Source organism: Oryzomonas sagensis, assembly GCF_008802355.1.
Taxonomy (GTDB): Bacteria; Desulfobacterota; Desulfuromonadia; order Geobacterales; family Pseudopelobacteraceae; genus Oryzomonas; species Oryzomonas sagensis.
Genome location: NZ_VZRA01000002.1, coordinates 531,484 through 555,245 on the forward strand (window position 1 = coordinate 531,484; position 23,762 = coordinate 555,245).

Annotated in this window: 18 protein-coding genes and 1 tRNA gene; 3 read left to right on the forward strand and 16 right to left on the reverse strand. The window is 62.2% G+C overall.

From position 1 onward, the window contains the following. Positions 1-489 precede the first annotated feature (489 nt). Positions 490-2,094 (forward strand): methyl-accepting chemotaxis protein, encoded by a 1,605-nt coding sequence (locus F6V30_RS10340; RefSeq protein WP_151156888.1) that lies wholly within the window; start codon positions 490-492, stop codon positions 2,092-2,094. 110 nt (positions 2,095-2,204) lie between these two features. Here F6V30_RS10340 and F6V30_RS10345 read toward each other — a convergent pair whose 3' ends face one another. Further along, the gene (locus tag F6V30_RS10345; RefSeq protein ID WP_151156889.1) at positions 2,205-2,528 is read right to left on the reverse strand and encodes a hypothetical protein; all 324 of its coding nucleotides are present in this window, start codon (positions 2,526-2,528) and stop codon (positions 2,205-2,207) included. Positions 2,529-2,911: 383 nt separating this feature from the next. On the opposite strand from F6V30_RS10345, the gene F6V30_RS10350 reads away from it, so the two are divergent. Further along, positions 2,912-5,158: an ATP-binding protein gene (locus F6V30_RS10350; protein WP_151156890.1), complete on the forward strand. Its 2,247-nt coding sequence runs from the start codon at positions 2,912-2,914 to the stop codon at positions 5,156-5,158. Positions 5,159-5,287: 129 nt separating this feature from the next. Here F6V30_RS10350 and F6V30_RS10355 read toward each other — a convergent pair. The 15 genes from F6V30_RS10355 to rnr form a co-directional block, all read right to left on the reverse strand. Further along, a tRNA-Met gene (locus F6V30_RS10355) sits at positions 5,288-5,364 on the reverse strand. 75 nt (positions 5,365-5,439) lie between these two features. Next, positions 5,440-7,494, reverse strand: coding sequence for an LPS-assembly protein LptD (locus F6V30_RS10360; RefSeq protein WP_151156891.1), 2,055 nt, complete (start codon positions 7,492-7,494; stop codon positions 5,440-5,442). Continuing rightward, positions 7,494-8,771: a bifunctional folylpolyglutamate synthase/dihydrofolate synthase gene (locus F6V30_RS10365; RefSeq protein ID WP_151156892.1), complete on the reverse strand. Its 1,278-nt coding sequence runs from the start codon at positions 8,769-8,771 to the stop codon at positions 7,494-7,496. The genes F6V30_RS10360 and F6V30_RS10365 overlap by 1 nt, the downstream gene beginning before the upstream one ends. Position 8,772: 1 nt before the next feature. Continuing rightward, entirely contained in the window at positions 8,773-9,627 is an 855-nt protein-coding gene (accD, locus tag F6V30_RS10370) for an acetyl-CoA carboxylase, carboxyltransferase subunit beta (protein ID WP_151156893.1), read from the reverse strand. Between the two features lie 82 nt (positions 9,628-9,709). Further along, positions 9,710-10,513, reverse strand: a complete 804-nt coding sequence (gene trpA / locus F6V30_RS10375; protein ID WP_151156894.1) for a tryptophan synthase subunit alpha — start codon at positions 10,511-10,513, stop codon at positions 9,710-9,712. 29 nt (positions 10,514-10,542) lie between these two features. Next, complete coding sequence (locus F6V30_RS10380) at positions 10,543-12,702, reverse strand: methyl-accepting chemotaxis protein (RefSeq protein ID WP_246163424.1); 2,160 nt, start codon at positions 12,700-12,702, stop codon at positions 10,543-10,545. Between the two features lie 269 nt (positions 12,703-12,971). Then, a complete protein-coding gene (locus tag F6V30_RS10385) occupies positions 12,972-13,472 on the reverse strand; it encodes an LEA/WHy family protein (protein WP_151156895.1) in 501 nt (166 codons plus the stop codon). Between the two features lie 8 nt (positions 13,473-13,480). Continuing rightward, positions 13,481-14,131, reverse strand: coding sequence for a transglycosylase SLT domain-containing protein (locus F6V30_RS10390; RefSeq protein ID WP_151156896.1), 651 nt, complete (start codon positions 14,129-14,131; stop codon positions 13,481-13,483). Between the two features lie 238 nt (positions 14,132-14,369). Continuing rightward, complete coding sequence (gene cydB, locus F6V30_RS10395) at positions 14,370-15,425, reverse strand: cytochrome d ubiquinol oxidase subunit II (protein ID WP_151156897.1); 1,056 nt, start codon at positions 15,423-15,425, stop codon at positions 14,370-14,372. Between the two features lie 3 nt (positions 15,426-15,428). Beyond that, positions 15,429-16,775, reverse strand: coding sequence for a cytochrome ubiquinol oxidase subunit I (locus F6V30_RS10400; RefSeq protein ID WP_151156898.1), 1,347 nt, complete (start codon positions 16,773-16,775; stop codon positions 15,429-15,431). 188 nt (positions 16,776-16,963) lie between these two features. Continuing rightward, complete coding sequence (locus F6V30_RS10405; protein ID WP_149306165.1) at positions 16,964-17,368, reverse strand: RrF2 family transcriptional regulator; 405 nt, start codon at positions 17,366-17,368, stop codon at positions 16,964-16,966. Between the two features lie 122 nt (positions 17,369-17,490). Beyond that, the gene (locus F6V30_RS10410; protein WP_151156899.1) at positions 17,491-18,579 is read right to left on the reverse strand and encodes a 6-phosphofructokinase; all 1,089 of its coding nucleotides are present in this window, start codon (positions 18,577-18,579) and stop codon (positions 17,491-17,493) included. A 137-nt stretch (positions 18,580-18,716) separates the two neighbouring features. After that, a complete protein-coding gene (gene tatC / locus F6V30_RS10415; protein ID WP_151156900.1) occupies positions 18,717-19,574 on the reverse strand; it encodes a twin-arginine translocase subunit TatC in 858 nt (285 codons plus the stop codon). 96 nt (positions 19,575-19,670) lie between these two features. Beyond that, positions 19,671-19,844, reverse strand: coding sequence for a twin-arginine translocase TatA/TatE family subunit (locus F6V30_RS10420; protein WP_151156901.1), 174 nt, complete (start codon positions 19,842-19,844; stop codon positions 19,671-19,673). A 294-nt stretch (positions 19,845-20,138) separates the two neighbouring features. Further along, positions 20,139-22,451, reverse strand: a complete 2,313-nt coding sequence (rnr, locus tag F6V30_RS10425) for a ribonuclease R (RefSeq protein ID WP_151156902.1) — start codon at positions 22,449-22,451, stop codon at positions 20,139-20,141. A gap of 208 nt (positions 22,452-22,659) precedes the next feature. Here rnr and F6V30_RS10430 point away from each other — a divergent pair, with 208 nt between their 5' ends. Then, positions 22,660-23,622 (forward strand): NADPH:quinone reductase, encoded by a 963-nt coding sequence (locus tag F6V30_RS10430; RefSeq protein WP_151156903.1) that lies wholly within the window; start codon positions 22,660-22,662, stop codon positions 23,620-23,622. Positions 23,623-23,762 lie beyond the last annotated feature (140 nt).

The following is a 23,762-nucleotide window of genomic DNA, read 5'->3' on the forward strand; positions in this document are numbered from 1 at the left end:
AGAAATTGTTGGTTTGTAAAGCCTTTTCAATTTTTAGCCGCATGTTCCTTTGAAAAATCGCGGTGGTCTGAGGCACGGTCGCTGTACGGTATCTGGCCAAATCGGTTCGGTCCTCCAGCAGGTATGTTCATCAATGCCAGAGAGCACATCTTGAATGTGGCGCCGTTATTGAGAATGCTATTTCGGCTATTTGGCATATATGATGGTCTTCTTTTGATCTCGCCCGGGGAAAACGGCTCACCGTGCCGGCGTGGCCGTTTCTGTGGCGCAGGGACGGGAAAAGCCCCGGCAGAATCCTGTTTAGTCTGAAATTTCAGTGATAACCTTCTGATGTGACGATAAAAGCGACACCGATGGCCCTGCTTGAATGTTGCGTATACAGTGAACACAGTGAGGAAATTTAATGGTATTGTAACAAATTATTTTTACGCGATATGGCGGAGATATCCTGTCGCTCCGCTATCACTCCATGACTATGAGGAAACCAGTATGAAGTTGAGTCACAAGTTTTTTATCGCCAACGTAATTGTCGTTCTTTTAGCCGTCGCCGCCACGTCGTCGCTGGGTCTCTATGAGATGCGCAAGGAATTCATCCGCAAGGCTTCCGTGGACCTGGAGGCGCGCATGAAGACCTTCCACCAGCTGCTCAAATTCAAGGGGGCGGAACTGCGGGTGGCGGACGGCAAACTGAAGCAGGGCGATTATGTCATCAACGACAATTTTGAACTGCCGGACAGCATCAAGGACATCTTCGGCGGGGCCGCCACCATCTTCATGGGCGATGTCCGCGTCTCCACCAACGTCATGAAACCGGACGGCAGCCGCGCCGTGGGCACCAAGCTCCAAGGTCCGGCCTATGATGCCGTCATCAAGGAGGGCAAGCCGTACCGCGGCGCGGCGCCCATCCTGGGGGTGCCGTATTTTACCGCCTATGACCCGTTGAAAAACGCCGCCGGCGAGGTGGTGGGCGTCCTCTACGTGGGAGAAAAGCAGAGCGAGTACCTTGCCGTCTATGACCGCCTGAAGTATGTCACCGCAGCTGTGGCCGCCCTGCTGGCCGGTTTGTTTTCCTTCCTCTCCTTCCTGTTTGTCCGCAGGGCGTTGCAGCCCTTGGGCCGGATGGTTGCCCTGATGCACGATATCGCCCAGGGGGAAGGGGACCTGACGGTCCGGCTGAACATCACGGCGAACGACGAGATCGGCGAGGCGGCCGGGTATTTCGACCGGTTTGTGGATAAGCTGCAGGCGGTCATACGCAAGGTGGCCGACAGCACCCACGATGTGGCTGCCGCATCCGCGGACCTGCACGATACCGCCACCCAGATCGCCACCGGCACCGAAGAGTTGGCCTCCCAGGCCGCTACCGTATCGACTTCGGGCGAGGAAATGGCCGCTACCTCCCACAATATTGCCGACAACTGCAATGCCGCTGCCGGCAACTCGCACCATGCAAGCACCCTCGCCACCAGCGGGGCCGGGATCGTCATGCAGACGGTCGAAGGGATGCAGAGGATCGCCGCCAGGGTTCAGGAAACGGCCCGCCAGGTCGCAGGGCTCGGCGCGCGCTCCGACGAGGTCGGCGCCATTGTTGGCACCATCGAAGAGATCGCCGACCAGACCAACCTGCTGGCGCTCAACGCCGCCATCGAGGCCGCCAGGGCCGGAGAGCAGGGACGCGGTTTTGCCGTTGTGGCAGATGAGGTGCGCGCCCTGGCCGAACGGACCACCCGCGCCACCAAAGAGATAGCCGGGATGATCCGGGCGATCCAGGGGGAGACCCGAACGGCGGTGGATTCAATGGAAGCCGGCGTACGGGAGGTGGAGGCGGGGACCACCGAGGCCGCGCGTTCGGGGAGCGCCTTGCAGGAAATCCTCGATCAGGTCAACGAGGTGACCGGCCAGATCAACCAGATCGCCACCGCGGCCGAGCAGCAGAGCTCAACCAGCAGTGAAATAAGCAACAACATGCACCAGATCACCGCGGTAATCAACGCCACGGCCCAATCGACCCACGACACCACCCGGGCCGCCGACAAGCTGGCTCACTTGGCTGATGAACTGAGCAAGCTGGTCGGGCAGTTCAAGCTCTCCTGATCTCCGCTCTCCCGGCGCCTCTGTGCCCTGGGACGTTCACCCAAGAGAAGAGGCCGTACGGCACTGGACCGTACGGCCTCTTTTTCCTGTTGCGGGAACTTGAAGCCGGATCATTCGGAGATGTTGGTGGTATCGCTATCCTCGTTGAGCCACTTCAACTGTTCCTTGAGTTGTTGCAACTCCTGGTCGGTGTATACCGCCGACCCCTTGTCGATCTCCCTGTTCAACCGGTCGATTCGCTGCTGGACCGTATCGGCCCGGTCGGTGGGGCAGTTCATGGCCACCAGCAGGCATTCGTCCTTCTGCGTCTCCTGTATCGCTTTCATATCCGGGTCCATGGTTGCGCCCGTATAGTCATCAGCCAGGAGCGGCACGGCCGAGAAGAGCATGGCGGCTGCCGCCAGCACTGAAAGTATTCCGCGTGTTCTTGTCATGACGCACCTCCATCCGTTGTCATGTGTTTCATATGCATATATGGTAACCAATTCATGCACCAATGTAAATGGTAATGATAATCTATATCAATAGTATTGTCTGACACAGTCGGGAGGCGGCACGAAGAGGGGGGAGATGACAAGAAGGCTGGCCGGGGGGCGGTTTTGGGGTCAGGGATTTCATCCGCTCCGGCTTGGTGCAGCGCGCGGGTATGAAAAAATAGCGGTTGTGGAGTGAAGGCGCAGGATAAAAATTGACTACGAAGCGCTTCTGGGGGAATAATGACTAGCCGCACTCTATGGATTCATTGCGCTCGATCGACGGCCTTTTTTTCCCATGGTATCCTCCTTGTCCGGTAACCCATAGTTCGGGATGAACGCCAATGGCGATTAGCCTGTTTATATCTGTCCAGCTCTTTCTGTCCGGCATCTGCGCCTATACGGCCATCCAGCATTGCACCCTGGCGCAGCACCGGCCGCAACGCCGCGTCCATTACCTGTTCGCCGCCATCTCGGTTCTGATGGCGCTGTTCGCCCTGTCCAGCATCCAGACTTTCCGGATAGCGGCCGTGTCCCCCAACTTTCAGGCGCTCCGCCTGAACCTGGCCATCTTCAACCTGTATATCGCCCTCTGGCCCTGGTTTATCGCCGAGTATACCGGGGTGCGCCCGCGGTGGGTGCTGGCCGGGATCACCGGGATGTTCGCCCTGTTGTTCCTTGCCAACCTGACCCAGCCGTACACGCACACCTTTTCGGAGTTCCGCGGGGTGGAGCGTGTGCCGCTCCCCTGGGGCGAGAGCATCTACCGTCCCCAGGGTACCAGGGGCATCTGGAAGCCGGTGATCGTGGCGGCCCTTCTCTCCACGTACGCCTACGGATTCTACGCCCTGACGGTCCGCTTCCGCCGGGACCACCGGCGCACGGCCCTGTTCATGATGGCTGCCGTCGGGTTGTCCCTGGCCGGTTCCGTGGTCGGTTTCCTGTTCCGGCTGGGGGTGGGCAGCATCCCGCCACTCGGGCCGTTGGCGTACCTGGGCATGATCATCGTCATGGGGCTGATCCTGAACTACGAAATCCAGGAGGACCGCCGGCATATGCAGACGGTCCTGGACCATGTGCCGGCGCAGATCTTCATGAAGGACCCCCTGGGGCGCTACGTGATGGTCAACCGCCGTTTCGAGGAGATGGTTCATGTCACCAACGCCACGGTGGGCGGCAAGACCGATTACGATATCTTTCCACCGGGGGAGGCCGACGCCATGCGCGCCGCCGACCGGGAGGCGCTCGCCACCAGGCGTTCCCTGGAGTACGAGACGAGCGGCACCTCGGGCGGGCAGCCCCGCATCTTCTCCGCCATCAAGGTCCCGCTGTACTATTCCGACGGTTCGCCCTTCGCCATCTGCGGTATCGCCACGGACATCACCGAACGCAAGCGGCAGGAGGAGGACCTGAGGCAGGCCAAGGAGCAGGCCGAATCCGCCAACCGGGCCAAAAGCGAATTTCTCGCCAACATGAGCCATGAGATGCGGACCCCCATGAACGGCATCATGGGGGTGGCCAGCCTCATGAAGCTGACGGATTTGACCGACGAACAGCAGGAGTATCTGGAATGCATCCAGCTCTCCTCGGAAAACCTCCTGACGCTCATCAACGACATCCTGGACCTGTCCAAGATCGAGGCCGGGAAGGTGGTGCTGGAACTGGCCCCGTTCAGCCTGCGGGGGTGCATCAACGATGCGCTCCGGGTCCATGTCGCCGCCATCCACACCAAGGGGCTGACCCTGAAAACCCATATCCCCGCCCAGGTGCCCGACGCCCTGTCCGGGGACCAGCTGCGGCTGAAGCAGGTGCTGATCAACCTGATCGGCAATGCCGCCAAGTTTACGGAACAGGGGGAGATCGCGGTAAGCGTCTCCCTTGTGGAAACATGCGACGATACGGCCCTCATCCGGCTCAGTGTCGCGGATACCGGCATCGGTATCGACGCCGCCGCCATCGACGCCATCTTCGCCCCCTTCAGCCAGGCGGATTCGTCCACCACCCGCCGGTACGGCGGCACCGGACTCGGGCTCTCCATCAGCAGGCGTTTCGTGGAACTCATGGGAGGGAACATCCGGGTGGAGAGCAGGGTCGGGAACGGCAGCCTGTTTCTGGTGACGATCCCGTTCGCAGTCAACGAACCCCGCCTGGAACGCCACGACCGCAGAAGCGACGATTCGGTGCAGTCCTGGGCAGGCCCGCCCCTGCGCATCCTGGTGGCCGAGGATCAGGAGAGCAACCGAGGGTTCACCGTCAAGATCCTGCAAAAGATGGGGCACACCCTGGAGGCGGCCCGGGACGGCAGGGAGGCGGTGGAGAAGTGGGACCGGGGGGCCTTCGACGCGATCCTGATGGATGTGCGGATGCCGGTCATGGACGGCATCGAGGCGACCGGCATCATCCGCGGGCGCGAGGCGGCCAGGGGAGGACACATCCCGATCATCGCCCTGACGGCCCATGCGTTCAATGAGGACCGGGGGCGGTTCCTCGCCCAGGGGTTTGACGGCTATGTGGCGAAACCGCTGGAGATCGGGGTGCTGAACGAGGAGATTCGGCGGCTGGCCGTGGGGGCGGGGCGGGATACGGCATGAGGTGTCGCACCGTATCAAACGCGCAAACGTAAAAGACGGGTGGCTTCCCGTTTTTTTTGTCGGGTTACCGCCAGGCAGGCAACGAAAAAGCCCGGCAGCTGTGACAGCTGACCGGGCTTTTCGTTTAAATGGTGGCGGCGCAGGGACTTGAACCCCGGACAACACGGATATGAGCCGTGTGCTCTAACCAGCTGAGCTACGCCGCCAAAATCGATTGGGTAAGGCCCTACTTTTTAATTCATATGGGCCGCTGTTGTCAAGAAAAAATGTGCCTGCCCCGGTTATTTGCTCGTCATCAGTCCTTCCAGGTTGAAACCGAAGTGGAAGGAGAAGTGGCTTCCCGGCCGGTCGCCGATGGAAACGTTGACGCTCCAGCACTTCTGACGGTATTCCACGCTGTAGACCGATTCGAGAAAACCGGGGCGGTCGAAGGAGTAGCGGGTGGTATAGCCCAGGGTCCATGGGGTGAAATATTTGGTGGCGAGCTTCCCCTCCAGGTACTCCACCTGATTGCGGGCCATGCGGTAGCTCAGGGCGGCGCTGTTCCCCTGCTTGTCGTCCAACTCCACCCCCGGCGCTGCGCTGGAGAAACGCTTGTCGTAGAGGTTGTAACGGGCGTCGATGGTGAACTTTGCCTGGGGATGCAGCCAGGTCTCCGACTCCAGGGTCAGGTCGGTCCAGGGGCGGTTGGCGTCCACCATGGTCAGCAGGTCGCGCCGCGTGCCCCCCGCGCTGTACCCCTGGGTCAACCTGATGAGGGAGATGTCGCGATAGGTGGTGGTGTCGCCCGTCTGGAATTTGCCCCCCAGAAAACTGGTCACGGAGGCTGAGATGATGTTCTGCCCCACGAGGCGGTCGTTGTAGTCGTAGAAGGGGAGCCGGGACTGGTCGTGGTTCGGTGCGTAGGTGTAGGATAGCTCCGGGGTGATCTCATGGCGCAGTTTTTTGAGGGATGTGCCGCCTATGTCATAAACCCGGCTGAGGGATGTGGCGGCGCGGGCGCCGAATTCGGGCAGCAGGTCGCCGTCGTTTTCCTTTGTGGTGCCGCCGGGGCTGTCCTGGGTGGCGTAGCCGCGCACGTGCAGGCCGGCATAGGCCGAGGCGTTCAGGTAGCCGGGCAGGCCGGTCACGTAGGTGAGGCGCGGAAAGGCGGTCAGACGCTGGCCGGTGGGATCGACCTCGCGGTACAGGTTGGCGACGCTGGAGTCCAGGTCGAAATAGACCGGGGTCGACGGAATCTGCTGGCGGACCCCTGCCAGGGAAACCTCCGGGAGCGTCTGGAGGGTATGGCTGTTGTCCACGGCGTACAGGTCTTCGGCGAAGCGCAGGTAACCGGAGAGGGCGTAATTCTGCCAGGTTTTCAGGGCATTGACGACGGTGTCGTTGGACTGGCGGTTGTAGTCGCCGCTCTTTTCACCGAAATCCCCCTGGAAGCTCCGGTCGCTGTCCAGGTTGATATCCGCCCGCACGTTCATGGTTGGGGAGAATATTTCCTTGTGGTTGAGGTTCATCTGGCCCCGCCAGCGATCCTTCAAAAGGTCGTAGATCAGGTAGCCCCCGAAACGCCCTTCGCTCCCCCTGTTCCAGATATAGCGGTAATCAACCCCGGTGCCGACGCCGCGCTTGGTCTCGAAATCCAGGTCCAGCACCAGGTCCTGGCTGGGGGAGAGGACCAGGTAGAGCGGGATGTCCAGTTGAGCGCCGCGATTGCTGGAGTAGCCCATGCGGGGAAAGAGGAGCCCGCTCTTGCGCTCCCGCACCACCGGAAACGCCATCCAGGGGAGGTAGAGCACCGGCACGTCCTTGATGTAGAAGGTCACCCCCCGGCCGACGGCGTATCCCAGCAGGTTGACCTTGAGGTGGTCAGCGCCGAATTTCCAGCTTGGATCGGGGAGGTCGCAGGTGGTCAGTTCGGTGGTGGTGAGTTCCACCTCGTTGTCGTTGATCCGGGTGATCTTCTCGCCGACAAAGGTGACGTTGGACGTGGTGGAGTTGAGCACGCCCTTCTCCAGTTCACCCCGGCCGGTGTCCATATCCAGCTTGATGGAGTTCCCCCGCAGGGTCTCGTCCCCCTTGACGACGAGGACGTTGTCGGTGGCGTGCAGCACCCGGGTCTTGCGGTCGTAGGTCGCCTTGTCCGCCGTGAGGGTCATCCCCTGCCACCTGATGGTGACGTGCCCGGTGGCGGTGAACACCTCGTTGGCCGTGTCCTGGCTCATGCTGTCGGAGTTGATGGAGATGTTACCTTCGGTCGGCATGGGGACCGCCCCAAGGGACGGAGTCGTGGGGAGCACGACCAGGAAGATCAGCAGTATGAACAGGCGTGTGTGGGTCACTAGCCGCGTATCCCTTCAAAGTGTTGTCCGGTGAGCCACGCCTTGGTCTCGCCGACCGTGAACAGCGACCCGCACACCAGGATCAGGTCGTTCGCCCCCGCCTCGCGGCGTGCCGTTTCTATGCCGTTGCCGACGCTTCCGCAGACCGTGGCCCGGAAGCCGAGCCCGCCCAGGATGCCGGCCAGGGCGTCGGCATTCATCGCCCGCTCCACGGCAGGGGAGACGGTGTAGGCCTGGTGGACCTTGCCCGCCAGGGGAGCGAATATGGCCGGGACATCCTTGTCGGACATGACGCCGGTGACCAGGAGGAGCCGCCGGTAGTGGTAGTCGTCGAGCGCCTCGGCCAGGGCGGCGGCGCCGGCCGGGTTGTGGGCCCCGTCCAGCAGCAGGGGGGGAGGGCCCGGAATCAATTCCATGCGGCCGGGCCAGCGGGCGGCGCCGATGCCTGTCGTGAGGGCATCCGTGGTGATGGGTATTCCGGCGGCGCCGAGCACCTCGGCAGCAGCCAGGGCCAGGGAAGCGTTGTGCGATTGATAACGCCCCGGAATGCCGGGGACCAGGTGGGGCAGCTCCGTGCCGAGGCCGTAGTAGTCGAGGGAACCGTCGCCTCCCCAGGAGGCGCGAAAGTCATCCCCCTCGTGGATGAACCGGTTGCCCCCCCCGGCGCAGACCCGCCGGATCACCTCCAGGGCTTCGGACGGTTGACGGGCGGCGACCACCGGGGTCCCCGGTTCGGCGATGGCGCTCTTTTCAGCGGCGATGCGGGCGAGGGTTGCCCCCAGGTAATCGCAGTGGTCCAGGGCAATGGGGGTGATGACGGTCATCAGGGCGGGGATGACGGCGGTGGCGTCCGATCTCCCCCCCATGCCCGCCTCCATGACCGCCACCTCGGCCCGCTCCTCGGCAAAACAGAGGGCGGCCAGGGCGGTGACGATCTCGAAGAAGGTCGCCTCTGCCGGGGCCGCCGCCAGAACCGTGGCGAGGAGCGTTTCCAGGCGTTCCCGTGATTGTTCCTCGCCGTTGATGCGGAAACGTTCGCTGAAGTTTACCAGATGGGGAGAGGTGAACAGGGCGGTGCGCAGTCCCGCCGCGCCGAGTATGGCGGCGAGAAAGGCCGAGGTGGAGCCTTTGCCGTTGGTGCCGACCACATGGATGCTGCGGAAGGAGCGCTCCGGGTGCCCCAGGCGCTCCAGAATGAGCCGGACCCGGTCCACGCCGGGACGGATGCCGAAGCGCCGCCGGGCGTAGAGTTTCTCAAGTATGCCGGCCAGGGACATTTCAGGCGGCGGAGCGGTGGAGCATTTTCAGGATCGAAGCCAGCTTGGGGCGCATCTCCATGCGGGGGATGATCGCATCCACCATGCCGTGATCCAGCAGGTACTCGGCCCGCTGGAACCCTTCCGGCAGCTTCTGGCGGATGGTCTGCTCGATGACCCGGGGTCCGGCAAAGCCGATCAGGGCCTTGGGCTCGGCGATGTTCAGGTCTCCCAGCATGGCGAAGCTGGCGGTGACGCCGCCGGTGGTCGGATCGGTCAGGATGGAGATGAAGGGGATACCCGCCTGTTTCAGCTTGGCCAGGGCGGCCGAGGTCTTGGCCATCTGCATGAGCGACAGGATGCTCTCCTGCATGCGCGCGCCGCCCGAGGCGGAGATGATGAGCACCGGCTGGCGCTGCTTGAGGCCGCGCTCGATGGAACGGGTGATCTTCTCCCCCACCACGCTCCCCATGCTTCCCCCCATGAAGGCGAAATCGAAGCAGGCGACCTGTACGCCGATCCCCTCGATGGCTCCCTCGACACAGATGACGGCATCCTTCGACCCCCCCTTGGCCAGGGCGGCATCGATACGCTCCTGATAGCTCTTGGCATCCTTGAAGTCGAGGAAGTCCACCGATTTCATGTCGGCGTCGTACTCCTGCCAGGTTCCGTTGTCCAACAGTATCTCCAGGCGCTTGCGGGCCGGGATGCGGTAGTGGTGGCCGCACTTGGGACAGACGTTGAGGTTGGCTTCGATCTCTTTGCCCAAAATGGTTTCCGAACACCCCTGGCACTTGACCCACATCCCCTCGGGAACCTTGACCTTCTTTCCCGTGTGCTTTTCTATCCCTGCCTTATCCCGATTGAACCAGCTCATAGTAAACCTCGCGATCTGTTGAAAACGTACTGAAGTGAATGGGGGTGGTAGCAAAAATGCGCCGGCCTGTCAAGCGCGCATCTCAGGCTGGGCCGGGAGAAATGGCCCTTTTCAACTCGCCGACCAGCCGGCGCAGCTCGCTTTTCAGCGTGGCGCCGGAATGCTGTTCGAACAGCTTGACGATGGCGCTGCCGACGACGATGCCATCGGCCATGACCGCCACCCGGGCGGCCTGTTCCGGGGTGGAGATGCCGAACCCGGCCATGACCGGCAGGCGGATCTTCTTGCGCACCTTGGCCAGTTCGGTCGCCAGGGTGGCGGAGGTCTGCTGGCGCATGCCGGTGACCCCGGTGACGGTGACGTAATAGACGAAACCGCGCCCCAGCTTGTCCACGGTGGCGATGCGCGACTTGTCCGAGGTCGGGGTCAGGAGGAAGATGACGTTCAACCCGCTCGAAGCGGCATGGCGGAGAAACTCGCCGGACTCCTCGGGGGGCATGTCCACCAAAAGGACGCCATCCACGCCCGCCCGGGCGGCGTCGCGGCAAAAACGCTCGTAGCCGTAGGCATGGATGGGGTTGAGATAGCCCATGAGGATGATCGGTATGTCCTGTGAGGTCCTCACCTTTGTTACGGTGGCGAGAATCCCCTCCAGGGTGGTGCCGGCCGCCAGGGCGCGTTCGGACGAGAGCTGAATGGTCGGCCCGTCGGCCATGGGGTCGGAAAAAGGAACCCCCAGTTCGATGATATCCGCGCCGGCATCCGCCAAGAGGTGGATCGCCGCTTCAGTGGTGCCCAGATCCGGGTCGCCGGCGGTGATGAAGGTCACCAGCGCCTTGTCGTTATGTTCGCCCAGTGTGGCGAGTCGTTGGGTAAGTCGGTCCATGATGTTGCAGTCTCCGGGGTGGTATGCGACTATATTTTGAAACCGTTCATCTCTTTTTCCAGCAGGTCGATCTGCTTGGAAAGGCTGGTGACGGCCTGTTCCATGAGGTCGGCGGCCTTGGCGTTGGCGGTGGAGGAAAGCTGGATGTTGCCGACCGCCTTGAGGATCTGGGCGCTGTTGAGGCCTTGGGAACGGCAGGCATCGCGGATTTGATCGACCATGGAGGTCATGTCTTCGGTGGAACGGGCGATCAGGCTGCTGGCGCGGCTCTGTTCGCGGGTCGAGGTGCGCACGTGGACGGTCAGGTCATTCATGCACTCCACCGCCGATGAGATCAGGTCGCTCCCCTTGGTGTGTTCCCGGGCCGAGGTGGCGATATGACCGACCATCTCCTCCACGCTGGTCATGGCTTCCTTGATGCTCTGGCTGCCCCGCGCCTGTTCGACGGTGGCGCGGGCGATCTCCCGCGTCTGGATGCTGGCCTTCTGGACGCCGCTGACGATCTTTTCCAGGGCGGTGCCGGAACGCTGGGAGAGCTTCTCACCCTCCGAAATATAGTGCTCCGCCAGGCCGATCGCTTCGACCGCGCGCAGGGTTTCGTTCTGCACCCCCTTGATGACGGCGGCTATCTCCCGGGTGGAACTGCTGGTCCGTTCGGAGAGTTCGCGAATCTCGTCGGCCACCACCGCGAACCCCTTGCCGTGTTCTCCGGCCTGGGCGGCGATGATGGCGGCGTTGAGGGCCAGCAGGTTGGTCTGCTCCGCCACCTCGTCGATGACCGAGAGTATGGCGCCGATGTCGTTGGCCTTGACGGACAGGTTCTCGATGACCTCGGCGGTGATGTGGGACGAGCGGCGGATGTCCTGCATGCCGGCAATGGCCTCTTCCACCGCCTGCTTGCCGGTTTCTGCGTCGTTCTTGACCCCCTCGGAGATGGCCGAGGCGTCCATGGCGCTCTTTTCCACCTGCTTAATGGTGGCGTCCATCTCGGCGACGGAGGAGGCGGTGGTGCTGGAGGCGTCCAGCAGATTGGCGATGCTGACGTCGATCTCCTTGATGGAGGTGGCCATCTCGATGATCGACGAACTGACCTCGTTGACCGTAACCCCCAGCTTGTCGGCGTTTATGGCCACTTCCTCAATGCTGGCCGCCATCTCCAGGATCGAGGAGGAGGTCTCCGAGGTCGAGACGGCGAGCTTGTCGATGTCGGTGGAGATGTCCTGGATCGATATGTTGATGAGTTCCACCGCCTGGGAGGTCTCCGCGACCGTCTCCTCCTGGAGCTTGGCGGAGTTGACCACTTGGCGGGAGGCCTTCTCGATGTTGTTGTCGATGGAGGTGAGCTCATCGGAGGAGGTCGTGACCCGGGAAACCATGTTTTGCAGGTTCTCGGCCATGGTATTCATGGTTACGGCCAGGGCACCGATCTCGCCCCCGGCCTTGGTTTCGAGACGGGTGTCGAGCTTGCCGGCCGCCACGGTGCCGGCAAAAACAACGCACGCCCGCAGGGGTCTGGTGATGGACAGGGTGATCAGGTACGAGAGCAGGGCGATCAGGGAGATCACCACGAGACCGACGATGGCGGTCGTCATGATCTTGAGCGCGATGCTGGTAGCCACCCGTTGTTCGGCGGCGTTCACGTCACGGTGGAGGGTTTCCACCATGGCCGCGACGGTGGTGCTGAAGCTGTTGAAACGCTGCGTCTGAAGGCCGGTCATGAGGTAACTGGCCTTGAGCACGTCACCCTTTTCGGCGGCGGGCAGGACCTCGTTCAGCAGCGTTTTCTTGTAATCGGACCAGATGGTGTAGGCCTTGTTGATGGTCTCCCGTTCCTCGGACGAGTTCACCGACTTCTGGACAACGCCGAATTTGCTGTCGATATCACGGGTGAGTCGCTTCACGGTCGTAACGATCTTGTCGATGGCGGCGACATCGGTTTCCAGCATGAAGTTCTGCATCTCGTTGCTGATCTGGTAGAGGTCGGACTTGAGGAGGGCGATATTCTCGAGGGCGTTGTTGTTGGCCTGGATGGCCCGGTAGGTCGCTCCCCCGATCCTGACCTCGTTGAGGAGCAGGATGCTGAGAATGGCCACAAGCAGGATGCCGGAAAAGGCCGCCGTAGAGAGCAGCATCATCTTGGCGCGCAGGCTGAAACCGTTGCCGCTGGTCGGATTCAATGGGGTCTCCACGTTGTGCAGCTCCTTGCTCTGCGAAGTGTATGGTTGAAGCGCCAAGGGGATGTTCACGGTCCGCGGCCTTTTCGTCGGTTCGTGTCCCGTGCGGTTTGTCGTGGGACGTAGGAGTACGAACAAACCATACGGGGCACGCAATCACCGTGCGGCAGCCCGTGCGCATACAAGCAGCATGGGAAAAATCCGCACAACTATAGCAGAGCACGCGCTTTCATATCAAGCAAAAACGCCCGAAAACCGCTGCACGGCACGCTTCCGGCAGGTTTTCAGCGCAGGCCCCGCAGGAGGTCCCCGATGCGGTCCAGGTAGGCGCCGGGCCGGTATGCTTCCGGTAGGGAAAGGGTGCTGTCGCTGACGACCGGGATGATCATCTCCCCCAGGGGGGTGCCCAGGCGCAGGCGGGCCTCCAGGTGGTAGGGGATCTTGTCCGGGTCGGGCCGGCGCTTGAGGATCTCGATCAGGTCGTTGTAGCGTATCCGCACCGGAAGGCGCAGCTCCGCCTCCCCGCCCGCCGGAAAGGCGACGGTCTGCTGGAGACCGCCGGCGGCCAGCGGCAGGGCCATAACCTGGAGGTCGTAGCTATATCCCAAGAGCGAGATGTCGAAAGAGTTGGGGTTTGTAACCCCCAGGTAGCATTCCATGTCGAAGCCTGTGGTGTCCAGGCCGACAATATTCGTACGTTTGATTGCTACCTGGGGGTCCTTGACGAAGACGGCGCAGGCCGTCAACAGAAGAACCGTGATGAAAAGGGTGATGAGACGTCCCATGGCTGTCATCAGGGGGTTTTGGTGCCGGACTCTTCCATGGCGAGACGTTCGGTCTGGTGTTCCAGTTCGGCCAGCATTTCCTGGCGGACGTGCCGAATCTTTCTCAGATAGGCATTGGCCTGGGGGCCTTGGCCGCAGTAGAGTTTTTTGGCCCGTTCCAGGTTTCCCGCGGCGATTTCCAGCTTGGCGAACAGTTCGCGAACAGCGGCTTCGGCGCACTTTTCATCGTTCTCCATGTCCTGGGGGGTGTAGCCGTGGCTTCTGGCCCGCTGCGGCATGAGTTGCCACACGCCAAGCGCTCCCTTGGAAGAAACTGCCACCGCGGAGAGGCGGCTTCCGCCGGTCTCGGCCAGGGCGATCTCGGCCAGGTCGAAGGGCATGAAAGGTGTGCTGAGTGTTTTGGTAAAACAGAGGGCCGCCAGTTGGCGCGCCCGCTCGGGGGTTGTGCGGCGGGTGAAAGCGGCTTCTATGGCGCTGACCTGACGCTTGCGTTCGCTCATGGAGATGCCCTTCTCCAAGAGGCTCTTGATCTCCCGGTCCAGCGGAGATTCAATGGGAGTGGTGACGACAGCAGCCTGCGGCTCCGCTTTTTTGATCGGAGTGTTTTCGCAGCCTGCGAGCACCAGCAGGCATGTTAAGCAGAGTAGTTGTTTTCGCATAAGAAAGAGTGTGGTCGGTTGTATCGGCTTTGCCGGAATGGCGTACACGCCTGGAAGTGTTGTCGGGGGGCTCCGGCTGGGTGCTCCTTTCTCGTTGTAGTTACCCTGAAACGCCAAAGTCCCGGTTGGCCGGGACTTTGGTTCGTTGCTCAAGGTACGTACTACTTATACTTCATGATCGTAGGTTTGTCAAGTTGAGGGGGTACTGTTGAGCTATATCAGCATGTTATGCGCTGATTTAGTACGCATCCGGGCTTCCCAATACGTCCTCGTTGCTGACGGGTGCCCTGAAGATCCGGTATACCCAGATCTTGTAGGCGATGACGGTCGGGACGAAGATCAGCGCCACCACGGTCATGATCTGCAGGGTCAGCAGACTGGAGGAAGAGTTGAAGATGGTCAGGTTGGAGGCCGGGTCGATGCTGGAGGGGATCAGGTTGGGGAACAGCCCGGTCACGCCGGTAAAGACCACGAAGACAATGGTCAGGCACGAGAAGGTGAAGGCCTTGTAGCATTCGCCTTTTGCGGCGAAGAGTTTGACCAGGAGGAGCGAGACCACGGCAATGACCGGAATGATCAAGAGAACCGGTGCCTTGAGGAAGTTGCCGTACAGTTTGGTGGCCGGATAGGTGTAGCCTAAGAAGACGACCGCAACCACCAGGAGCGGCAGCCAGAGTTTGTTGGCCAGGGTGGCGGCCCGCTTGCTCAGGTCGCCGGTGGTCTTGATGGCGGCGTAGAGGGAGCCGTGCACGGCGAAGAGCAGGACGAACAGCACGCCGGTCACCAGGCCGTAGGGGTTGAGCAGGCCGAGCAGGGTCCCGTCATAGCTGAAACTGGTTGCGGCGAAATCGTTCTTCATGGGGATACCCTTGAAGATGTTGCCGAAGGCCACCCCGAACAGCAGGGCCGGGAGAAAGCTGAAAACGACGATGGCCGCGTCCCAGGCTCCCTTCCAGGCGGCGCTTTCCAGTTTGCCCCTGAACTCGAAGGAGACGCCGCGCACGATCAGGGAGAACAGGAGCAGCAGCAGGGCCGAGTACAGGTTGCTGAACATGAGGGCGTAGGTGGTGGGGAAGGCCGCAAAGGTGGCGCCGCCCGCCGTGATCAGCCAGACCTCGTTGCCGTCCCACACCGGGCCGACCGCGTTGATCAGGACCCGTTTCTCGGTATCGTTCTTGGCCAGGAACCCCGACAGGAGGCCGGTGCCGAGCACAAAGCCGTCGAGCATGAAATAGACCGCCCACAAAACTCCCCACAGTACGAACCAGATGCTCTGGAATACGGAGATGTCCATAGTTTATGCCCTCCCTTGAACGTTGATGATAGTGGAAAGATTCTTGTCCGGCCCTTTTTTGGCGTATTTGATCAGCAGAAAGATGTCGATGGCGCCAAGCAGGCCGTACAGGACGGTGAAGCCCAAGAGGGACAAGGCCACCTGGGTCGCGGAGACGGACTTGGAAACCGCGTCGGCGGTCTTGAGCACGCCGTAGACGATCCAGGGCTGGCGCCCCAGTTCGGCGACGAGCCAGCCGAACTGTTCAGCCAGGTAGGGGGCCGGGATGGCGAAGACCATGAGCGTCAGGAACCAGCGCTGCCGCTCCAGGTTCTGTCTGCGCGACAGGAGGATGGCTACCAGGCTGGCGAGGATCATGAAGCTGCCCAGGCCGACCATCAGGCGGAAACTGAGAAAGGTGGGGGTGACCATGGGACGGAGTTCCTTGGGGAAATCCTTGAGCCCCTTGATTTCGGCGTTCGGATCATGGAAGGCCAGCATGCTGAGGCCGTTGGGCACGCAGAGTGCCTCCACGGAGTTGCACTCCTGGGAGGCATTCGGCAGGATCAAGAGGTTCATGCCGACGCCCCGCTTGGTTTCCCATTGGGACTCCATGGCGGCGAACTTGGTCGGTTGGGTCTTGGCGATCTCCACGGCGTGGAAGTCCCCGGTCAGGGCGACGCCGAGGGAGGCGACAAAGGCCCAGACCGCGGCCAGCCTGAAGGAACGTTTGAAAAAGTCGTTCTCGTTGTTGCGCAGCAGATGCCAGGCGGAAACCCCCATAATGAGGAACGCGGCCAGGGCATAACCCGAGAGCAGGGTGTGGGTGAATTTGATCCAGCCGTAGGGGTTGGTGAGGACCGTCAGGAAGTTCTCCATCTCGGCCCGGTTGTTGCGCAGCACGTAACCGACCGGTTTCTGCATCCAGGCGTTGGCCAGGAGGATGATCAGGGCGGAGATGTTGGTAGCGACCGAGGCCAGCCAGATGGCGGTCAGATGGGCCTTCTTGGAGATTTTGTTCCAGCCGAAGATCCAGACGCCGATGAAGACCGATTCGAGGAAGAAGGCGAAGGTCGCCTCAATGGCCAGCGGTGCACCAAAGATATCGCCCACGTAGCGGGAATACTCGGACCAGTTCATGCCGAACTGGAACTCCATGGTGATGCCGGTCACGACGCCCAGGGCAAAGTTGATCAAAAACAGTTTGCCCCAGAACTTGGTCATGCGGAGCCACATTTCATCCCCGGTGGTCACATACTTGGTCTCCATCCAGGCGGTCAGGATCGAGAGGCCGAGCGTCAGGGGGACGAAAATCCAGTGGAACATGCCGGTTGCCGCGAACTGCAGCTGACTGAGGGTTAGTACGTCCATACTTCCTCCTTGCTAAGATAGTGGTGCTGTGAGGTGTTTCCTTGAAGCAAATCGTAATTTGGCGTAATCAAACTGTTATTTGTCAGTTTATAACTTTTTTTTTGAAATGCAATCCTTTTATGCACAAAAAGACCTGAATTGTCCTGTTTTGGGCAAAATTTTTTTGGCCGGGGCCGAAAGGACGAAGGCTACCCTTCGGCCAGCTCTTTCAGCGTGACCTTGTCAAGGATGCCCCGGACCTGGGATTGTACGTTCATCCATACCGGGTGCACGTTGCAACTGCTGCTGCGATCGCAATCTATTCCGTTGATGACGCACCTGTTGGGAATGATCGGGCCCTCTACGGCCTCGACCACGTCCAGGAGGGTGATCTTGTCCGCCGTGCGGCCGAGGATAAAACCGCCGCCGGTGCCGCGGTATGATTTTACCAGCCCGATTTTGCTGAATTGCTGGAAAATTTTGGCAAGAAAGGTAGGGGGGACGTCAACTGCCGCCGCGATGTCGCTCAGCAGGCAGACTTGATCGGTAGGGCGGGATGCCAGATAGACAATGCCGCGAATTGCATATTCACCCTTGCGGGTAAGTTCCATCATGGGATACAACCTCAAGAAGACTTTTTTTATCTTTTTATGGGTTTTTCCGTTGTTTGTCAACAGAATTTTTTACGGTCATTCCGGCGGGGCTGCTCGTGCCCTGCGCGGCTGCCGAGTCGGGGTCAGCGACCGAGCATGATGCCCAGCTCTTCGGCGGTTTGCACGATCTCCCCGGTGGGGTCCACCAGCTTCAGGTCGCGGACGGCATCCTCTATGGGGACCGAGGTGATGGCGCGCCCCTTCAGGCAGGCCATGCGCCCGAACTCCCCGGCGGCCACCATCTGCACCGCCTTGGTGCCGAAGCGGCTCCCCAGGGCCCGGTCGAAGGTGGTGGGGGACCCGCCCCGTTGCAGATGCCCCAGCACGGTGACGCGCACATCCATATCCAGGCACTGTTCGATGCGCTTCGCCACGAACTGCCCGATGCCCCCCAGGCGTTCGATGGCCTGGCGTTCATCCGCCTCGTGGGCCACGACCCTGCTGCCGCCTGCCGGGAAGGCTCCCTCGGCGACCACGACGATGCTGAAACGGCTGCCGCGGGCCGAGCGGCTGGTGATGGCGGAGCAGATGCGGTCGATGTGAAAGGGGATCTCCGGGATGAGGATGACGTCGGCGCCGCCGGCAATGCCCGATTCCAGGGCGATCCAGCCGGCATAGCGTCCCATGACCTCCAGGATCATCACCCGGTGATGGCTCTCGGCGGTGGTGTGCAGCTTGTCCAGGGCGTCGGTTGCCGTTTCCAGGGCGGTGTTGTAGCCGAAGGTGAAATCGGTTTCCCGCAGGTCGTTGTCGATGGTCTTGGGCACCCCCACCACCGGCACCCCCTTTTTGCCCAGCTCCAGGGCGATCTTGAGGGAGCCCTCGCCCCCTACGGTCACCAGGGCGTCGATACCGAGGGTCTTGATGTTTGCGACGACCGCGTCGGAGCGATCGGCGTGAACGATGATACCGTCCTGTTCCACCGGATAGGAGAAGGGGTTGCCGCGGTTGGTGGTACCCAGGATGGTGCCGCCGCGGGGGAGGATGCCGCGCACGCTTTCCAGGGTGAGCGGCGCGCATTTATCGAGGTTCAGGAGGCCGTCGAAACCGTCCTCGATGCCGATAACCCGCCAGCCGTGGCCGATGATGGCGCTCTTGACCACGCCGCGGATGACGGCGTTCAAGCCGGGACAGTCGCCGCCGCCGGTCAGGATGCCAATGGTTTGCGTCATGGGGAACCTCCCGGCAGGTTGTTGAAAAACAGCCATCTCGCCGCCTCCTCGAAAGTCCCTTTGTGCGGCGTAGCGCTGCTACGCCTCCGCGGGACTTCCTCCGGGGGCGACGATCTGACTGTTTTTGAACAACCTGGTTAGATTGTTTCACCCTCCGGCTCGGGCGGGGCGGTCACCTTCTTCTTGCCGAAGATGAGGGCCACCCAGATGCTGATCTCGTACATCATGTACATGGGAAGCATAATGACGAACATGGTGATCAGGTCGGCGTGGAAGGCGGCTACGATAGCGCTGGCCAGGAGGGCGTATTTGCGCTTGGGGGCCAGAATTTTGTAACTGACGATGCCGAAGCGGGACAGGATCAGGGTCAGGATCGGGAGTTCGAAGATCAGGCCGAAAATCAGGATGAGCCGCAGGCAGAAGTTGATGTAGGCACTGATGTTGAACCAGCTCTGCAACCCTTCGGCCTCGTAGGAGAGGGAGAAGTTGATGATGACCGGCCAGATCACGATGAGGAAGAACAGGGCGCCGACGCAAAAGGTTATCGTGGCTGCGGTGATGAAGGGGATCACCATGCGCCGTTCCTTGCGGGTGAGCCCCGGCGCGATGAACATCCAGAGTTGCAGGAAGACCACCGGCAGGACCAGCACGAACCCGAGCAGCATGGAGATCTTGCACTGGATGAAGAACGGCTCCAGGGGGGCGCTGTAGTTGAGCGGGCGTTTCTTCTCCGGGGCGTTGATCTCCTGGTCCAGCTTGTAGCGGGTATAGAGTTGGGGGGCGCGTTCCTTGACCTTGGCATAGACCATCTTCTTGATCTCGGTCAGGTAGGTCTTGCCGGTCAGGGGCTTTTCCACGAAGGTGAGGACCGGGCCGGAGAAATTCCAGGCCACGCCCATGCCGATAACCACGGCGACGACGATGATTACCAGCCGCTTGCGCAGTTCAACCAGATGTTCAATAAAGGGGGCAACTTTTTCTTTGTCATCGCTCATGGGGTTCTTTCCTACCACAGGGCCACGCGGTTGCGCAACCGCTTTTTGCCGGGCGGGCCGGGCGTCAGGCCGACCCGCGGATGCCGGTAAACCTGGTTACGACTCTTTCTGGGGGGGAAGCTCGGCGGTATCCTTGCCGTCGGCGGCCTTCCTGAAGTTGCTGATGGCCTTGCCGAAGGAAGTGCCGATTTGCGGCAGTTTCCCCACGCCGAATACCAGCATCACGATGGCCGCGATAATAATCAATTCCGGGGTGCCAAAACCAAACATAATCTGTGATCTCCTTTGTATCGGTTCATTACGGCGCAGAAGGCCCCTGGAGAAAGGAGGAATAGCTCCATGGGCCTTCGTGCTGCACGGATTTTTCCGGGGCGGCGGCCTTGTCCCCGGTTGGGCGGACGCCTCTGTCGCCCCTGTTGAACGGTGTGGATTATTGAGCAAAGCGCTAGTGCAAAACGCGGCAATGTTATACGAAGGGCATCCGCAAATCAAGCGGCATTGTCGGCGCATTCAGACCTTGAGGGGCGGTAGCGCCCATGACCAGCCGGAGCGGTAACCGCGGGATCAGCGCCGTTTCCTGCCGCTCCGGCCTTTTCCCTTGCCCGTGCCCGTGCCGGGCGCAGCCCCCTTGGGTTCTGCGCCGACGCCCCGTTTGGGGCCGCTCACCCGTTTGCCTTTGATCGGTATCCGCGGGTACTCCTCGGCCGGCCCGGCGCCGGCCGTGACCTTGGGCGGCGCGGAGGGGGTGTGGGCCGCCAGGGTGAACTCGATGCGCCGGGTGGCCGGGGTGACCGCCGCCACCGTGACCCGCGCCTTGTCGCCGATGCGGAAGACGCGCCGCAGCCGGTTGCCCACCAGGGAGTGCTGCTTCTCCTGAAAGGTGTACAGGTCGTCGTCCAGGGTGGAGATGTGCACCAGCCCCTCCACGAACAACTCCTCCAACTCCACGAAAAAGCCGAAGCCGGTCACCCCGGTGATATAGCCGTCGAACTCCTCGCCCAGATGCTGTTGCATGTACTGGACCTTCTTCATCTCCACCACGTCCCGCTCGGCCTCCATGGCCACCCGTTCCCGCTTGCTGGTATGCTCGGCCGTCTCGCCCAGGTGTTCGGTGGCGATGGCGAGCTGTTTGCCGCGGCGCTTGTCCTCTTTCTTCTCGTCCAGGGCCAGGATCGCCTTGAGGATGCGGTGCACCACCAGGTCGGGGTAGCGCCGGATGGGGGAGGTGAAGTGGCAGTAGCAGGGGGAGGCCAGGCCGAAATGCCCCAGGTTCTCGGCGGCGTAGCGGGCCTGCTTCATGCAGCGCAGCAGGGCGTAGTTGAGCATGCGCTCCTCGGGCCGCCCCTCGGCCTGGGCCAAAAGGCGCTGCAACTCGGCGGGGTTGACCCGGTCCTCCACCAGGGCGAACTCGTAGCCGAACCCGTAGATGAACTCCTGGAAGTCGTGGAGCTTGGCCGGGTCCGGGTTCTCGTGGATGCGGTAGAGGAACGGGAGCTCCCGGGAGGTGACGAAGGCGGCCACCGCCTCGTTGGCCGCCAGCATGAACTCCTCGATCAACTGGTGGGCCAGGTTGCGTTCGGCCCGGACGATCCCCTCGGTCCTGCCGGTCAGGCCGATGATGATCTCCGGCTCGGGCAGGTCGAAGTCGATGCTCCCTCGCTTCTTGCGCATGGCCATCAGGATCAGGGCCAACTCCTTCATCTCGCCCAGCATGGGGGCCAGGGGGCGATGCTTGTCCGTCACCTCCGGGTCGTTGTCCACGATGATCTGTTTGACGATGGTGTAGGTCAGGCGGGCGGTGCTCTTGATGACGCTGGGGTAGAAGGCGCTCTCCACCATGCGGCCGGTGGCGTCGAAGAGCATCTCGGCCGTCATGGTCAGGCGCTCCACCTGGGGGTTGAGGGAGCAGATGCCGTTGGAGAGCCGTTCGGGCAGCATGGGGATGCAGCGGTCCGGGAAGTAGACCGAGGTGCCGCGCAGGTAGGCCTCCCGGTCCAGGGGGCTGCCGGGCGTCACATAGGCGGAGACGTCGGCGATGGAGACCCACAACCGGAAATTGCCCCCCTCACGGCGCAGGGCGACGGCGTCGTCGAAGTCCCGGGCCGTCTCGCCGTCGATGGTGACGGTGGTCATGCCCCGCAGGTCCACGCGCCCCTTCAACTCCCCTTTGCTCACCGCCTCGGGTACGGCGTCGGCCTCGGCCAGCACGTCCGGGCCGAACTCATGGGGCAGGTCGAAGCGGCGGATGACCGACTGGACCTCCACCTCCGGGTCGTCGGGCCATCCCAGGATCTCCACGATGCGCCCCTCGGCCGGCCGGCCGCCGATCGGGTAGGCGGTCAGTTCGGCCACCACCTGCTGGCCGTCCTCGGCCCTGCCGCGCCCCTTGGGGGGGATGACGACCGCCAGGTTGAGGCGCTGGTCGTCGGAGATGACCACCGCGCCGCGGCGGCTCTCCTCGAAACGTCCCACGATCCGGGTGGTGGCCCGTTCCACCACGTTCACGATCCGCCCGTCCAGCTTGCTGCCGCCCATGCGGCTCTGATTGGCGGTTGCCTCCACCAGGTCGCCGTGCAGGGCATTTTTCATGAACTTGGCCGGGATGAAGATATCCTCGCCGCCCTCCTCGGGCGCAACGAAGCCGTAGCCGTCGCGGTGGACCGAAATCCGGCCGCGCACGGTTTTAACCTGGCCCGGCAGGACGTAGCTGTTGCCCCGCAGGCGGGTCACCTCGCCGTTATCCGCCATCTCCTCCAGCAGGTTCTTCAGTTCGCGCTTCAGGTGGCGGCCGCCGAAGTCGCGCAGCAGGGTCGAGAAAAGGACCGCCCCCCCGTATTCCTTGAGGAGCGCCAGAATTTGTTTTTTTGAAACCGTCATAAGTATATCCCATCGTAGTGTGGTAGTTCGTGCGTTATGGGCCGCATGATATGCTTTTTTCCCGCAATTTGCGATACTTTCCTGCGGTTTACCCCCCGGGAACGTCGCTCTGCCCCACCAGCCCGCTCATTTTTTTCCTTCCCGGTCCGGCGGAGTGGGGTAGAATAGGGAGTATGAAATGACACGTTCAGGGAAAGGAGTGGATGGGATGAAAGCGATACGCGTTGCTCAATTCGGGCCTCCCGAGGTCCTGGCGCTGCACGAGGTGGCCGACCTGGAGCCGGGGCCGGGTCAGGTGGTGGTGACGGTCAAGGCTGCCGGGGTCAACCCGGTGGATACCTATATCCGTTCCGGCCTGTACCAACACGCCGCGGCACCCCCCTATACGCCGGGGATCGACGCCGCCGGGGTGATCGCGGCGGTGGGGCCGGAGGTGAAGCATCGCCGGGTGGGGGACCGGGTGTACGTGGCTTGGTCCGTCTCCGGCACCTACGGGGAGCAGGTGCTCTGCACCGAGTTCCAGACCCACCCCCTGCCCGAGGGGATCACCTTCGGCCAGGGGGCTGCCATCGGGGTCCCCTACGGCGCGGCCTATCGCGCCCTGTTCCAGCGGGCCCACGCCTGTGCCGGCGAAACGGTGCTGGTGCACGGCGCCAGCGGCGGGGTGGGGCTCGGCGCGGTGCAGCTCGCCCGGGCCGCCGGGTTGCGCGTGATCGGCACAGCCGGCACCGAGCAGGGGCGGGCGCTGGTGCAGGCCCAGGGAGCCCACCAGGTGCTAAATCACCACGAGCCGGGCTATCTGGACAAACTGGCCGACCTGACCTGCGGTAAAGGTGTGGATGTGATCCTGGAGATGCTGGCCAACGTGAACCTGGCCAAGGACCTGACGGCGCTGGCCACGGGCGGCCGGGTCGCGGTGATCGGCAGCCGGGGCCGGATCGAGATCGACCCGCGGGACGCCATGGGGCGGGAGGCCTCGATTCTGGGCGTCACCCTGTATAACGCCACGCCCCAGGACCTGGCCTCCATGCATGCAGCATTCGTGGCCGGCCTGGAAAACGGCACCCTGCGGCCGGTGGTGAGCAGGGAACTCCCCCTGGCCGAGGCGGCGGCGGCCCATCATGCCGTCATGGAGGCCAGCACCTTGGGCAAGATCGTGCTGATCCCCTGACACAAGTTTAAGAGGTTGTTGAAAAACAGCCATCAGGCCTTCGTCCTCAAAAGCCCTTTCGTGCGGCGTAGCGCCCCTCATCCTATCCTTCTCCCCCGGGGAGAAGGGATACCGTTACCCTCTCCCTCCGGGAGAGGGTG